Genomic DNA, 14,283 nt, shown 5'->3' on the forward strand with positions numbered 1-14,283 from the left:
TTTCGGAATTTGGAACCCCTAAATATTAGCGGGAAGCCGCTAAAATTCGGGTTTTTGCTTTTAGGACGAGAGTATTTTTCTCGTTGGAGGCAGGAAGAGCTTCCGCTTCTTCTAGGGCTTTTTGGGCCGCGGCAAGGTCGATATCTTCTTTCAGACTGCCGTGGTCCGTCAAAATTGTGACTTTATTGTCTCTTACTTCGAAAAACCCACCTTCGATAGCGGCGATTTTGGTTTTATTTCCTTGTCGGACTTCCAACACGCCGATCCCAAGCAGGGAAACAAGAGAAGTATGGCCCGGATACACTCCGAAAAACCCTTCGCTTCCAGGCACGACGATGCTGTCCGCATCGCCGTGGAAGAGTAGTTTCTCTGGAGAGATTACCGATACGTCTAGCTTGGCTGCCATCGATTATGCTCTCAGGTTTTTGGACTTCTCGATCGCGTCTTCTATGGTTCCTACCATGTAGAAGGCTTGCTCTGGAAGGTGGTCGCAATTTCCTGCGATCAATTCTTTGAAAGAGCGAACTGTATCCGCAAGTTTTACGTATTTTCCAGGAGATCCTGTGAATACTTCGGCAACGTGGAAAGGCTGAGAAAGGAATTTCTCGATCTTTCTTGCTCTCGCAACAAGAACCTTATCGTCCTCAGAAAGTTCGTCCATACCAAGGATCGCGATAATATCTTGAAGATCTTTATAACGCTGAAGGATCCTTTGAACCTCACGAGCAACACCGTAGTGTTCCGCACCCAGAACCTCTGCGTTCATCACGCGGGAAGTAGAATCAAGTGGGTCAACCGCAGGATAAATTCCTTTATCGGAGATCGCACGAGAAAGAACCGTAGTTGCATCCAAGTGAGCAAATGCGTTCGCAGGAGCAGGGTCAGTCAAGTCGTCCGCAGGAACGTAAATCGCCTGAACGGAAGTAATAGATCCCTTACGAGTAGAAGTAATACGCTCTTGAAGAGCACCCATCTCTGTGGAAAGAGTCGGTTGGTATCCCACCGCAGAAGGCATACGTCCAAGTAGAGCCGATACTTCTGATCCCGCTTGGGAGAAACGGAAGATATTGTCTACGAAGAGTAATACGTCTGTTCCGATGGAATCGCGGAAATGTTCCGCCATTGTAAGAGCAGAAAGAGCAACACGAAGACGAGCACCAGGTGGCTCATTCATCTGACCATAACAAAGTACGGTCTTGTTGATAACTCCGGATTCTTTCATCTCTCTCCAGAGGTCGTTTCCTTCTCTGGTTCTTTCACCAACACCTGCGAATACTGAGAATCCACCGTGTTGTTTCGCGATATTATTGATCAACTCTTGGATAAGAACTGTTTTACCTACTCCGGCTCCTCCGAAGAGTCCGGTCTTTCCACCTTTGATATAAGGTGCAAGAAGGTCGATAACCTTGATCCCTGTTTCGAATACTTCCGTTTTAGGGGAAAGATCTTCGTAACTTGGAGCCGCTCTGTGAATAGGCTTACGCTCTTTCACTTGGATAGGAGCGCCTTCATCGACTGGATCTCCCAGAACGTTAAAAATCCTTCCGAGAGTCACGTCCCCAACCGGAACGGAAATAGGAGCTCCTGTATCAGAAACTTCCTGTCCTCGGACCAAGCCGTCTGTGGAAGAAAGAGCGATCGCTCTTACTGCACTGCCACCGATATGCTGTTGCACTTCAGCGATAATTTTTTCCTTTTTGCCTTCTACGACCGCGTCGATTTCAAGCGCGTTAAAAATTTCGGGCAGATGTCCGGACTCGAATTCGATATCCAAAACGGATCCGATGATTTGTTTTACTTTACCTTTGCTCATCCAAGTACTCCAATACCAGAACTAGTTTAGCGAGTCCGCACCCGCTACGATCTCCGAGATCTCCTGAGTGATCTTAGCCTGACGGATACGGTTATAACCGCGGGTCAGAAGTTTGATCATCTCGGAGGCCGCGTCCGTTGCGGATTTCATGGCCACGCGCTTTGCGATCTGCTCGGAACAATTCGCTTCCAAGATCGCCTTTAAAAATGCAGTTTTTACTACTAAAGGAAGAAGTGATTCCAGAATATCAGCCGGGCTTGGCTCATATAGAACGTTGGAACCTACGTTAGCTTCTCCTTGTGCTTCAAATGGAAGAACCTTAGTCACTTCAGGCTCTTGGTTTGCAGAAGAATGATAAACTGTAGAAATAATTTCTACTGAATCCACTTCTTCCCTTGCAAATAAACCCAAGAAGAAGTCTGCAAACTCTTCCGCTTCTTTGTAACCGGACTTATCGTCGATATGAGTATAGGTTTTTTCTATTTTCTCTTTTGCGAATTGGAAATAGGAAATCCCCTTTTTACCTACGACAAAAAGTCGAACGTTTACACCCTGGTCTTTCAATTCTTGGATACGAGTTCTTGCTAAACGGATCGTTTTGGAGTTATATCCTCCACAAAGACCTCTGTTTGCAGTGAGCACAAGAAGAGCTGCCGAGCGAATCGCATTCGGTTTTCTTAAATAAGGACTTTTTACTACGGAAGCAAGGGATGCAAGCGCTCCCACCAATTCCTTAATTTTATTAGAGAATGGATGGGACGCATTCACCCGATCACTCAACTTTTTGGATTTGGCTGTCGCAACCATTTCCATAGTTCGAGTGATCTTCCGAGTGTTCTTAACGGAGCTGATCCGTTTCTTTATTTCCCGAGGTGTAGCCAAGATTTTTCTCCGCTTACTTCAGGTTCCTAACAAAGTCAGCTGCGATAGAGGCGATAACCTCTCCCAGTTTTCCTTCGTCCGAAATTTTCTTTTCGGTGCGAATAGCGTTCAATACTTCAGGCTGTTGTGTGCGAAGAACGTTTAATAAATGTGCTCCGAACTCTCTAACTTTAGGAACAGGAACCTTGTCCATATGTCCTCTAGTTACCGCAAAAATTTCGACCACTTGTTCTTCTACAGGATAAGGGCTGGAAACAGGTTGTTTCAACATCTCAACGATGCGATATCCTCTGTCCAACTGAGCCTGAGTGATTGGATCCAAGTCAGTTCCAAGCTGAGCAAATGCTTCCAACTCTCTGAACTGAGCTAATTCCAGTTTCATTTTTCCAGCGACTTGTTTCATCGCTTTGATCTGAGCTGCGGAACCAACACGAGATACGGAGATACCCACATCTACTGCAGGACGAACCCCGGATGCGAATAAGTTGGATTGCAGATAGATCTGACCGTCAGTGATGGAGATCACGTTAGTCGGAATATAAGCCGAAACCTCACCTTCTTGGGTTTCGATGATAGGAAGTGCGGTTAAGGAACCTGCTCCATATTTCTCATCCAATTTAGCCGCTCTTTCTAATAAGCGAGAGTGAAGATAGAATACGTCTCCAGGATAAGCTTCGCGGCCCGGAGGTCTACGAAGAAGAAGACACATTTGGCGATAAGCAACCGCTTGTTTTGATAAGTCATCATAAACAACTAAGGTAGCTTTTTTCTCGTTATACATGAAGTATTCCGCGAAGGAACATCCAGAATAAGGAGCGATATATTGCAGAGGAGCAGGATCAGCAGCAGTAGCGGAAACTACGATTGTGTAATCAAGAGCTCCAACTGCTTTTAGTTTTTCCACGATAGTCGCTACAGTGGAAGCTTTTTGTCCGATCGCTACGTAAACGCAGATAACTCCGGAACCTTTTTGGTTGATGATCGTATCCAGAGCGATGGAAGTTTTTCCAGTTCCACGGTCTCCGATGATCAACTCCCTTTGGCCTCGGCCTATCGGGATCATTGCGTCGATACTTTTGATACCGGTTTGAAGAGGCTCTTCAACAGGTTGTCTTTTGGAAATTCCAGGAGCAGGACTTTCTACCGCACGAGTATGTTTGGTATTGATTGGTCCTTTTCCATCCAAAGGCTCACCGAGTGGGTTTACCACACGTCCGAGCATTTCAGGTCCTACTGGAACTTCTAAGATTTTTCCGATTCTTTTAACGGAGAATCCTTCACGGATATTTTTGTAATCTCCGTAAATGATCACACCCACGGAATTGTCTTCCAAGTTGAATGCCTGACCGCGAACTCCGTTTTGGAATTCCACGAGTTCTCCAGCCATCACGTTTCTGAGACCGAAAACTCGAGCGATACCGTCCCCTACTTCCAGAACAGTTCCGACTTCTTCGACACCCAGATCTTTTTTATAATTTAAAATTTCCTGTTTGAGGACCGACGTAATTTCGTCTGTTTTAATTTTCATACACCACTCCGACCGGTAATTTGCTGTCCAGCAAGGTTTGCCTTACTTTCTTAAGTTGGCTTTTCATGGAAGAGTCGATCGCCAAGTCTTGGAATCTGACCACGAAACCTCCGAGAAGGCTCGGATCTTCACTTGCTTCCAAGATGAACTCCGATTTGAATCTTTCTTTTAATACTTCCCTCAATTTGGAGAGAGAAGCCTCATCCATAGCGGGATAACTTTTAACTTTCGCGCGAACTCTTCCTGCTTTACGATCCAGTTCTTCTTTTAAAGCTTCGTGAATTTCGGAAAGAAATGAAAATCTTCCCCTACGAAGAAGCACCTGTAAAAAGTTCAGAGTGATTTCCGAAATTTTCCCCTGGAAGGTCTTTAATAGAACAGCTTCCTTATCTTCCCTTTTAACGGAAGGGGTATCGAAAAAATCGCGGAATTGTGGTTCTATACGGAAAATACTTACGATAGAATCCAATTCCTGTTCGGCTTCTTCCGGAGAAGAACTAGCGTCCGCAAAGGCGGCCGCGTATGTTTTTGGGATCGCAGAATAGCTCATTTGTTACGCGCTCAGTTTCTTGATCTTGCCTAACTCGTTCTCGATAAAGGACTTATAATCGTCCGCTTTTAACTGTTTCTCCAGAACCAGAGCCGCAACTTGAACGGTCATGTCTACGATCTGTCCTTGGAGTTCTGCCAATGCTTTGGATTTTGCGAGTTCGATATCTTTCAGTGCAGTATCTTTAAGAGCCTTCACTTCTTTCGAAGCATCATCCAACATTTTGTTTTTCAGGTTAGTAGCGTCCGATTTAGCTTCCGCTACGATTCCGTTAGCTTGGTCCTTTGCTTGAGCGATTCTTGTTTCATAATCTTTCAGCAGAGATTCCGCTTCGGAACGTACGTCAGCAGCCTTACGAATATCGTTTTGGATGGTCTCAGCTCTTTCATCCAGAGCTTTGAGGATCACATCCCAAGCGAAAACTTTAAGGATAATGACGACTATCGTGAAGGTAATCAGGGTCCAAATGATCAGACCCGGATTAACGTCTAATAGTGCGCCTAATCCCCTGTCAGCTGCCAAGAGAAACAAGATTATTTACCTTCAGCCGGTGCAGAAACTTCAGTTTTAGCGGCAGATGCTTTGCTTACTGCTGTGTTTAAAGTTCCACCAGCAAGGAACGCAATAACGATTGCGAACAGAGCCGCACCTTCGATAAGGGCTGCAGAGATGATCATTGCAGTTTGGATTTTTCCAGCTGCATCAGGCTGACGGCTGATTCCTTCAGCAGCAGAGCCACCGATTCTTCCGATTCCGAGTCCTGCGCCTAAAATAGCGAGTCCAGCTGCGATTCCTACTCCAATGTATCCTAGTCCGAATTCCATTTTATTACTTTCTCCTATTTGAAATCAAAACGCTTATTATTAAAATTAGTGCCTATGCATACTCGAGCCCACGAAGAGCGAGGTTAGAAGAGCGAAAACGTAAGCCTGTAAGAAGGCTACGAATAATTCTAAGAAATAGATAGCGGTAGCTCCGAAAACCGAGATCGGCGCAACTCCCCAAGATTGGAATTGGAAGATAAATCCGAGTAACGCTAAGATAATTACGTGTCCTGCGGTCATATTCGCTAAAAGACGCACAGTGAGTGCGAATGCTTTAGCAAGAGGAGAGATAATAAACTCCAATGGCCACATTAGAAGGTATAGTGGAGCAGGAACTCCATTCGGAACGGAGTGAAGGATGAACTTTGGTCCTTGGTAAACAAATCCAGTTCCGTAGATCAAAAGTAAAGTGATGAGTGCAAGTGTAACAGTAACGGAAACATCACCTGTTACAGTAATTCCGTTCCAAACTTTCGCGATCCAGATCGGTTCATGGTGGCCGGACGCTGCATGTTCTGCTGCAGCTGAAACTTCTTCGCCTGCATTAACGGATTCAATTCCAAGTTGGATCACTTCTCCCACAGGAGGAATGAGTCCCATCAGGTTACAGAATAGAATGAAGAAGAATAATGTGAAAATATAATGATAATAAGAATGTCCGTGGCCGTCTGTGTTTGCGTCCACAACATCCTTTTTCAAGAAAGTTATAAAAGCTTCTACAGCGTTAGCGAATCTACTTTGTATCTTTAAAGGATTTCTTGCGATCAAACGTGCCGCAGGAATAAATACGATCAGAAGAAGGAAGGAAACAATCCACATCATCGTAACACGACGAGTGATATGAAGATCGATACCGCCTACAAAATGGAATCTATGGCCGGTTGAATGATCTACAAAGATGTTTTCTGCATGAGTATCAAAACCTTCATGCCCTTCGAAAACTTTTTTTCCACCCACATTGAAAGGAAACTCGGCATGGTCCATCAAGTGGTGAACCAAAACCTCATTCAAATCGAAAGGTTTGGAAGCTTCTCCCTCGGAAGCAAATAATGGAAGTGAGAACAATAATAATGCGGTTGCGAAGATTTGTTTCAACATACTTGTAAAAGGGTCCTCTCGTAAACGACAGGAAAGAAGAGTTTTGGGAGCACCACCCAGGGTTCTATTTCCCGCAAAGTATCTTTAAACCGCTCTTTGAGGCGTTTTAAGGGGTTACCTTGCGAATACCAATATTAAAAGGTTGGCGAAATGGGCAATAAAAAAACCAATCACAAAACCTTCATGTTCGCCTCTCCAGATAAACAGTACTAAAACGGCTAAATGAATAAAAAAAGACAGAACAGTCGTTCCAAATTGGATCAAAAAACCTTCTTTGGAATGTTTCCAAAGTAGATAAAATCTAAAATTGTAAATAAGCAAAGATAGGAAAAGGGATATTACAATTCCCTTCCAAAAGGCCGAGTCCGGAACCTCGTAGGACCGAAACCATAATCCAAAGATAAGTAGAAGTAGAACAAAACCTAAATAATACTTTTTAGGTTGTAATTCTCCATCTGCGTCCTTCTTTCCCAAAGGTAGAACTTATTCCTTTTTATCGAATTGGGAAACTCTGGTGAGAAGATAATAAATCCCGTAACCGAATCCAAAAACCGCCCCGAACAAGATCCCGAAAGGTGACCAGCCGAAACGTCCATCAAGATATCTTCCTATAAAAACAGAAGCAATGATGATAAAAGCGAACTCTGTCCCGACACTTGCAAGCTGCCAGGGAGAAACATCTTTATTTTCTGGAGGTTTTTGATCCGGGTCGCTCATAATTATTCCAATACAGTTCCAATACGATACCAACGGACCTGCATCCTAGGGATTCTATAGAATACAGTACTCTTGAACCAGTTCATATTAGAATCGATATCCCCACATTTCGATCTCAATTCTTCCGAATCGTATTTTTGGGCATAACGTCCATTCATTCCAAGGTCTTCCGCACTTTTATAAGCGCATACATGGTCTTTCCAATTAATGGAAAAATAGATCAAAGCAGCTTTTCCGAGTATATTCTCGCGAGGAACAAATCCCCAAAATCTGGAGTCGGAAGAATTTGTACGGTTGTCTCCCATCATCATATATTGATCATCAGGGATCACACAACCTGTGGTTTGAAAACAGGCACCCTCTTTGAATTGTTGGTGAGCATAGGGATGAGAATCTCCTTCGATCACATAATGTTCGAAGTTCGGTTTCTTTTCTTTGAAAAGATAAAATTGGACGGCTGCATCGTCGTCCAGGTCATCGAGTAGGTTACCCTTTTCTGCATCCTTAAAATCATAAGCGGAGAATTCCGTTTTCCCTCTTTCCATGTATTCTATTTTACCATAGTCTGCAGAAAATCCATCTCTCACATGCTGGACCTTTACGATACGTATTCTATCTCCAGGAAGACCGATCACTCTTTTTACGAATCTTTTCGGGAACCAACCTTCTTTCTCTTCAGGTAAAACTGCTCCGTCCGGCGGTATGAAGGTTACGATATCCCCTCTTTTAGGATCATCGTATCTTTTAAGTTCTATATCCGTAAATGGAAGTCGAAGAGAGTATCTCATCTTATTTACGAATAGAAAATCCCCTATCTTCAAAGTGGGGAGCATCGATCCAGAAGGGATATTGTTCGCATCCAATACTGAGGATTTAAAAGCTAAAACTAATAAAACGATAAAAAAGAAGGAAAGAGTGGAATCTACTGATTCTTCTCCAAAAATTTCTTGGATCCATGTAGGAAGTTTTTTCAAAAAGGTACTGCCCTTGGGCTGGCTCATAGGTCTATTGATACTGGATCGGTATTTCCCGTCAATTCGGAAGACTGAAACCTACTTTACGGGTCCCACTGAGTCCGCGAAGGAAATTGTTACATGCCGCCGGTTTCGGTAACGAAAATGGTTTCTGCCGTTCTATCAAAACAGAAGGCCTCTACACCGCCCCCTCCGTCCTCAAAATAGTTAGAATTATCTCTTACGACAAAACAATCTTCTCCCTTTGATTCAATGCAGGCATTTGTTTGGGCAACACAAACAATATAGTTAGCAACCGGATTGAATTCTTCCTTTTTCTTTCCGTTGATCTCTTCCATGTCCTCTCCGGAACATCCGAAAAATAGAAAAAAACTAATGGCGGGCAACAAAGGAAGTTTTGGCGTCATAAGATAGTCAGATCCTCGAATAAATACAATAAGTTCCAGACCTTCTCCACTTCGCGGCTTCGCGTGAAATTTCTCTATTTTTGTCTCACGCAAAGGCGCTAGACACAAAGGAAGCTTCCCGAACAGCTTTTTTCCTAAAAATCCTTACTGTTTTTTCGAAACGGACGATATTAGAAACGTGAAAGAGCAAATAGACCGCAAAATTGTCGAACTTCGCCGCCACCTGATTTCTCTGAAACAGAGCTATCCTATCGTAGGATTGAAAGGAGGCACGGAAACGGAAGATATGGATTCGGACGAGATCCGAGCGCTTCATATCGTGGCTAAAGATTTGGTTCCGGTCACGGTCAAGATCGGCGGGCCAGAAGCCAGAACCGATATCCGTATGCTTGTAAAAGAAGAGATCGAGGGAATTTCCGCACCTATGATCGAATCTTCTTATGCTCTCAAAAATTTTATTTCTACTCTTAAAAGTATGCTTAGCCCTGTGACTTTCTCCAAGGTTACTAAAGCAATTAACCTGGAAACTATCACAGGTTATAAAAATTTGTTGGAGATCGCGGACTCCAGTGCATTCGATGATTTGGACCAGGTGACTGCTGCAAGATCGGATCTTTCTGCCTCTATGGGAATGATCCCGGATGATAAAGAAGTAATGAAAGTCACTCGTACTATCATTGCAATCTCCAAAGACAGAGGTAAAAAAACTTCTGTGGGCGGAACGATCACTAAACAAAATTTCAGAAAGATCGCTGAAGAGATACGTCCAGATAAGATCAATTCCAGACATGTTTGTGTGGATGCTATGAAATCTTTGGAAAAATTTCCGGAAGAAATAGCAGAAGTTATGCTCCAATTCGAGATCGAATTGTACGATTTATTCTCTCTATTAAAACCTGAAAAGGCCTACGGTTATAAGAATAGAATGGAAACCAATCGGGAAAGGATCGGATCCAGAAAGGTTCTCTATTCCATTCGGTAAACAATGGCCAAAGATACAAGAGACCTAATCCTAAGAACTTCCCTCAAATTATTTTCAGAACAAGGGTATCATGGCTCTACAATGAGGCAAATTGCTCAGAGAGCCGGTTTGTCTTTGGGTCTTGCTTATCGCTATTTCGAATCTAAAGAATCTATTTTAGAAGGGATAATCGAGTCCCATGATAAGATCCTAAAAAAATATCTTCCGGAAAAATTGAATACTACGGAGAATAGAGCGGAGCTGATCCAATTCTTAGGTGGACAGATCATTAAACTGGTAAAGGAGAATGAAGAATATCTCCGTTTATATTGGAGTCTCATGCTCCAACCAAAGATCCATAGATTAAAAAAACGAAATATTCATTTGGTGAATCTGATCTTTTACGAAAATTCTAAAAAGATCATCTTGGCTCTAAAACCGAATTACACAGAGTTTGAAGTAAAAAATCTTACTTCTGCGATCATTGGTTATATGATCAATCATTTGACCAATAAGAGAGAGTTCACTCTGGAAGATTTCCGCGCGTATATAGTTTACGCATTGGAGAATACCTAAGGCTGAAAAGGCTCTCGGAAGAAACTCGTATTAGGACAATAAGATGATACGTTTTCTTTCCTTCCCCACTCCAAAAGAAAAAAACTCAGTTTCCAAAGCTGTAACGCGAAAAACGGATCCAGCATTCCTGAAAAATTTCTCCCTGAAAAAAACTCTGAATAAAGAAAAAGTTTGGATAGATGTGGAAAATCCAACCTCTGATGATCTTTTCTTTTTATCTAAAAACTGCGGTTTCCATGATCTTGCAATAGAAGACTGCGTGAACAGAAACCAAAGGCCTAAGTTTGAAGACTATGAAGATCATGCATTCATCGTTCTTCATAGTTTCAGATCGGAAGGAGAGCAGTCTTTTTCTGCAACCGAGACACATGTATTTTTTAATCGTAAGTTTATCGTTTCAGTCCATGAGTATAAGGAGCCTTTGATAGATTCACTTTGGAATCGAACTCTTAATGAACAAAATTTTGCTTCTAAGGGAACAGACCATGTTCTTTATCTTTTATTCGATCTTTTAGTGGATTCAAATTTTCCGATCTTAGACCAGATCTCGGAACAGATCACAGATCTGGAAAATCAGATCTTAATCAGTGAAATAGAGCCCGACTTCATTACAAATATATTATATGTAAAAAGAAATTTGGTCAGAATGAGGAGAGTCCTTTCTCCCCAAAGAGAAGTTCTGAATCTGATCATGAGACATGAGGACAAATTCCTTTCAGAAAGGGTACGTTTCTATTTTAGGGACGTATACGATCATTTGAGTAGACTTGTAGAAACCATCGATATGGATAGGGACCTAATCGGAAACTCGATGGATGCATATTTCTCGATCCTTTCCCAGAAGACAAACGATATCATCAAACGATTAACCTTGGTTTCGATGATCTTTATGCCCCTCACCTTTTTAACCGGATTTTTCGGGATGAATTTTGCCGACCTTCCTTACGGGAACAAACTGATCCTAAGCGCCTCCCTTGCCACGATGCTTGCCATTCCAGGAAGCATGATTTTATATTTTAAATATAAAAATTGGTTCAAAGATTAGTCCAAGTCTTATGGACAAAAAAATTGCAATCGTTACAGGCGCGAGCCGAGGCATAGGCGAAGAAGTTTCCAAACAACTTTCCAAATCAGGGACCCACATTATCTGCGCTTCCCGCAAAAAAGAAGATTCCGAAAAAACTGCATCCTCCATCCGAAAATTAGGCGGCTCCGCAGAAGCCTTCGCATTAGATGTTTCCGATCCCGATTCTATCGATATGTTTTTGGAGGAAATTCTCTCTAAATACCCTAAGATCGATATACTTGTGAATAACGCAGGTGTGTATCTGGACAGCGGTTCTATCGAGAGCACCACATTAGAAATGTTGCAAGGAACCTTGGATACAAATCTGATAGGACCTTTTCTTCTTTCCCAAAAGATATTAGGCGTAATGAAGAAGAATGGTTACGGAAGGATCGTAAATGTTAGCTCAGGTATGGGGCAACTTTATGATATGAGTTCAGGCTATGCCGCATATCGCATTTCGAAAACTGCTTTGAACGCTCTAACTAGGATACTTCATTCCGAATCTTCAGGCAATGATATTAAAGTGAATTCGGTTTGCCCAGGTTGGGTGAGAACAGATATGGGCGGCAAGTCGGCAACTCGTTCCGTGGAGCATGGAGCTGAAACAATTATTTGGGCAGCTCAATTGGATAAGAACGGTCCGAGTGGGATTTTTCTGAGAGATAAGAAAGAGATTCCTTGGTAGAAGTTCCACATGTTGGAATTCCAACATGATTTTGTAGTGGGGGATTTTGTTGACGAAGGAATGATTTTGTGATATTTCGTGTAAGCGCTCTCCCACGGGCCACTCCCCCCAATCCCAATGCAGGGCGGGGGCGGTTTTACTTACGATGTAGGAACTCCTACATAAAGCTGAAAACCTCTGAGACTCCGCGCCTCTGTGTGAAAAACCTGTGCTGCGGTAGGGATACGCAGGGGAAGTCCGAAGGACCGAAGCCCGTAGTAGCCCGGTCCGAGCGAAGCGAGGAACCGCCCACTCACTTTCCGAAAAGCCCTTTCACTCCTTCTACGAATTCTCTTCCGACAGGTAGATTCGTCTCATCCTCATCTTTCAGATAAATTGTATACGCGCCGCCCGCTTGCGATTTTGCAGCGGAGACAAGATTACGATTCACCATATGTTTCCTGTGGATCCGTAAAAAATCAGTCTTAGGCAATTCTTTTTCCAGGTCGCCAAGAAGTTTAGCCGTTTCATAATCTCCGTCCTTGGTATGAAGAACAGAACGTTTTCCGTTCGCGGTGAGATAATATAGATCCGCATATAAAACCCGATGGATCAAACCTCCATCACGGAAAACGAATACAGGATCAGGCTCGCCACTTGCTCTTGCATTAGAAATCGATTTTAACTGCAGATGATGAAGTGCCCTTTCCATACATGCGGAAAATCTTTCCTTAGTGTATGGCTTCAACAGATAATCACAAGCACCCACTTCAAATGCCTTAAGTGTATGCTCCCTATAAGCAGTGGTGAATACCAATACTGGAAGGTTCTCACCTATTTCTTCTAAAACTTGTAGACCTGTTTTTTCAGGAAGATTGATATCCAAGAATACCAAATCGAATTTTTCTTTTTTGAGAAGGTCAATTGCCTGAGATCCTGTTCTTGCGATCCCGCCCACTTCAAATTGGGGCCAACTTTCCAAAAATTTGCGGAGAAGGTCCCGGGCAGGGACCTCATCCTCTATCACTAAAACCTTATATAGCACGCTATTCATCTTGATGCGAATTCCAATCTTAATGTGGTGATTCCAAATTTATCTTTTTCTAATTTGAGTTCCGCTTCTCCGAAATTATACTCTAACCTGGATTTTATATTATTTAAGGTACGAGAGAATTCGGACTTTTTATATTCAGGTAACAAGTGATGTTCTTGTTTTTCGTTCCCATTATTTTTGATCTCTATTTTTATTCTTCCAAAACTTTCGGAAGCGCTAATCTCTAAAATCCCTGCCTCGGAACGATTTTCCAATCCATGTTTAAAACTATTTTCGACTAATGGTTGTAAGGTTAGAGGTGGTATCCGAAGTCTAGAAAAGTCCCCTACTTTTTTGATCTTAATCGTCAAAGAATCCGAAAATCGTATTCTCTGCAATTCCAGATAGTTTACCGTAAAGTCCCATTCTTCCGAGAATGGGATTGTTTTTTCAAAAATCCGATCCGATAAAAATCGATACGTTTCTGAAAGTAAAATTAAGGCGTTATCCGCTTTCTGAGGATCCGTTACAAGTAAGGAATGTATTGTATTCAAAGTATTAAACAGATAATGAGGATCCATCCGATTCTGAAAGGTCCTGTACTGGATATCTTTCAGCTCACTTTCCATCTTCTTCCTTCTTTCTATCAGGATCTGCATGGATTTTTCCAAAAAGGAAATGAAAAGTGCCAGTATTAAACTGCTTAATAGAATATTATAAGATCCTCCGTGTGGCCTTTCGACTCCTTCCCCTGCTAATAATAATACATGAATGATTCCGCCTGACGCGACTCCTAAGACGGAAGCGATTGCAGAAGCGACTACCAGGAAAGCGCCGGTGAAAAATGCACCTCTGTTCATCCGATTCAGGAATTCCACTGAAAATTCCACTATAGAGCATACACAATGTGTGGTCACCTGGGTGGCCAAGAACACCTTCCAGAAAGGCGCCTTGGAATTATGAGCGACTAACAACGAATTCATTGTGCCGATGACCGTGTTAATGGTTAACCAGAATAATATCTTAAAAGTGCGCATAGAAAGAATGGTCGAAAAATTTTTTCCGGTTCCGACTCCAGTGATCCTGTATTCTTTTAACCCGTCGATTCCCTTTTTACAATCTTATTCCAGGGAAAGTATCGTTTATTCCAATCGAATAGAAACTACAGAAATCGGATCGACCCGCTT

At 42.6% G+C, this 14,283-nt stretch carries 18 protein-coding genes; 4 read left to right on the forward strand and 14 right to left on the reverse strand.

Annotated features, from left to right (window positions below):
- Positions 1-25: 25 nt before the first annotated feature.
- The 12 genes from atpC to EHO65_RS05525 form a co-directional block, all read right to left on the reverse strand.
- On the reverse strand, positions 26-406 hold the full coding sequence (gene atpC, locus EHO65_RS05470; RefSeq protein WP_008596893.1) for an ATP synthase F1 subunit epsilon: 381 nt from the start codon (positions 404-406) through the stop codon (positions 26-28).
- A 3-nt stretch (positions 407-409) separates the two neighbouring features.
- Entirely contained in the window at positions 410-1,813 is a 1,404-nt protein-coding gene (atpD, locus tag EHO65_RS05475) for a F0F1 ATP synthase subunit beta (RefSeq protein WP_100722948.1), read from the reverse strand.
- Between the two features lie 21 nt (positions 1,814-1,834).
- Complete coding sequence (atpG, locus tag EHO65_RS05480) at positions 1,835-2,695, reverse strand: ATP synthase F1 subunit gamma (RefSeq protein WP_135773145.1); 861 nt, start codon at positions 2,693-2,695, stop codon at positions 1,835-1,837.
- A gap of 13 nt (positions 2,696-2,708) precedes the next feature.
- Positions 2,709-4,223: a F0F1 ATP synthase subunit alpha gene (atpA, locus tag EHO65_RS05485; RefSeq protein ID WP_086446202.1), complete on the reverse strand. Its 1,515-nt coding sequence runs from the start codon at positions 4,221-4,223 to the stop codon at positions 2,709-2,711.
- Positions 4,213-4,773, reverse strand: a complete 561-nt coding sequence (atpH, locus tag EHO65_RS05490) for an ATP synthase F1 subunit delta (protein ID WP_135617001.1) — start codon at positions 4,771-4,773, stop codon at positions 4,213-4,215. The genes atpA and atpH overlap by 11 nt, the downstream gene beginning before the upstream one ends.
- Positions 4,774-4,776: 3 nt before the next feature.
- Positions 4,777-5,304 (reverse strand): F0F1 ATP synthase subunit B, encoded by a 528-nt coding sequence (locus EHO65_RS05495; protein WP_086446200.1) that lies wholly within the window; start codon positions 5,302-5,304, stop codon positions 4,777-4,779.
- A 2-nt stretch (positions 5,305-5,306) separates the two neighbouring features.
- The gene (atpE, locus tag EHO65_RS05500; RefSeq protein WP_008595212.1) at positions 5,307-5,597 is read right to left on the reverse strand and encodes an ATP synthase F0 subunit C; all 291 of its coding nucleotides are present in this window, start codon (positions 5,595-5,597) and stop codon (positions 5,307-5,309) included.
- Positions 5,598-5,642: 45 nt separating this feature from the next.
- On the reverse strand, positions 5,643-6,695 hold the full coding sequence (gene atpB, locus EHO65_RS05505) for a F0F1 ATP synthase subunit A (protein WP_135773146.1): 1,053 nt from the start codon (positions 6,693-6,695) through the stop codon (positions 5,643-5,645).
- 114 nt (positions 6,696-6,809) lie between these two features.
- Positions 6,810-7,169, reverse strand: coding sequence for a hypothetical protein (locus EHO65_RS05510; protein WP_135773147.1), 360 nt, complete (start codon positions 7,167-7,169; stop codon positions 6,810-6,812).
- Between the two features lie 9 nt (positions 7,170-7,178).
- Complete coding sequence (locus EHO65_RS05515; RefSeq protein WP_135773148.1) at positions 7,179-7,412, reverse strand: AtpZ/AtpI family protein; 234 nt, start codon at positions 7,410-7,412, stop codon at positions 7,179-7,181.
- Positions 7,413-7,414: 2 nt separating this feature from the next.
- Positions 7,415-8,413, reverse strand: coding sequence for a signal peptidase I (gene lepB, locus EHO65_RS05520; RefSeq protein WP_244243447.1), 999 nt, complete (start codon positions 8,411-8,413; stop codon positions 7,415-7,417).
- A gap of 89 nt (positions 8,414-8,502) precedes the next feature.
- On the reverse strand, positions 8,503-8,724 hold the full coding sequence (locus EHO65_RS05525) for a hypothetical protein (RefSeq protein WP_244243448.1): 222 nt from the start codon (positions 8,722-8,724) through the stop codon (positions 8,503-8,505).
- A gap of 247 nt (positions 8,725-8,971) precedes the next feature.
- Between EHO65_RS05525 and EHO65_RS05530 the strand changes: the two genes are divergently transcribed.
- Genes EHO65_RS05530 through EHO65_RS05545 form a run of 4 tightly spaced genes read left to right on the forward strand, consistent with a single transcriptional unit; the run spans position 8,972 to position 12,084 of the window.
- Positions 8,972-9,775, forward strand: a complete 804-nt coding sequence (locus tag EHO65_RS05530) for an aldolase/citrate lyase family protein (RefSeq protein ID WP_135773150.1) — start codon at positions 8,972-8,974, stop codon at positions 9,773-9,775.
- A 3-nt stretch (positions 9,776-9,778) separates the two neighbouring features.
- A complete protein-coding gene (locus tag EHO65_RS05535; RefSeq protein WP_100722953.1) occupies positions 9,779-10,330 on the forward strand; it encodes a TetR/AcrR family transcriptional regulator in 552 nt (183 codons plus the stop codon).
- A gap of 43 nt (positions 10,331-10,373) precedes the next feature.
- Positions 10,374-11,375, forward strand: coding sequence for a magnesium/cobalt transporter CorA (corA, locus tag EHO65_RS05540; RefSeq protein ID WP_135773151.1), 1,002 nt, complete (start codon positions 10,374-10,376; stop codon positions 11,373-11,375).
- 10 nt (positions 11,376-11,385) lie between these two features.
- Positions 11,386-12,084, forward strand: coding sequence for an SDR family NAD(P)-dependent oxidoreductase (locus EHO65_RS05545; protein ID WP_135773152.1), 699 nt, complete (start codon positions 11,386-11,388; stop codon positions 12,082-12,084).
- A 292-nt stretch (positions 12,085-12,376) separates the two neighbouring features.
- Here EHO65_RS05545 and EHO65_RS05550 read toward each other — a convergent pair whose 3' ends face one another.
- Together EHO65_RS05550 and EHO65_RS05555 are read right to left on the reverse strand one after the other, a co-directional pair.
- Positions 12,377-13,117, reverse strand: coding sequence for a LytR/AlgR family response regulator transcription factor (locus EHO65_RS05550; protein ID WP_135773153.1), 741 nt, complete (start codon positions 13,115-13,117; stop codon positions 12,377-12,379).
- Positions 13,114-14,079, reverse strand: coding sequence for a sensor histidine kinase (locus EHO65_RS05555; protein WP_135773154.1), 966 nt, complete (start codon positions 14,077-14,079; stop codon positions 13,114-13,116). The genes EHO65_RS05550 and EHO65_RS05555 overlap by 4 nt, the downstream gene beginning before the upstream one ends.
- Positions 14,080-14,283 lie beyond the last annotated feature (204 nt).

The sequence above is a fragment of the Leptospira andrefontaineae genome (assembly GCF_004770105.1).
Lineage (GTDB): Bacteria > Spirochaetota > Leptospiria > Leptospirales > Leptospiraceae > Leptospira_B > Leptospira_B andrefontaineae.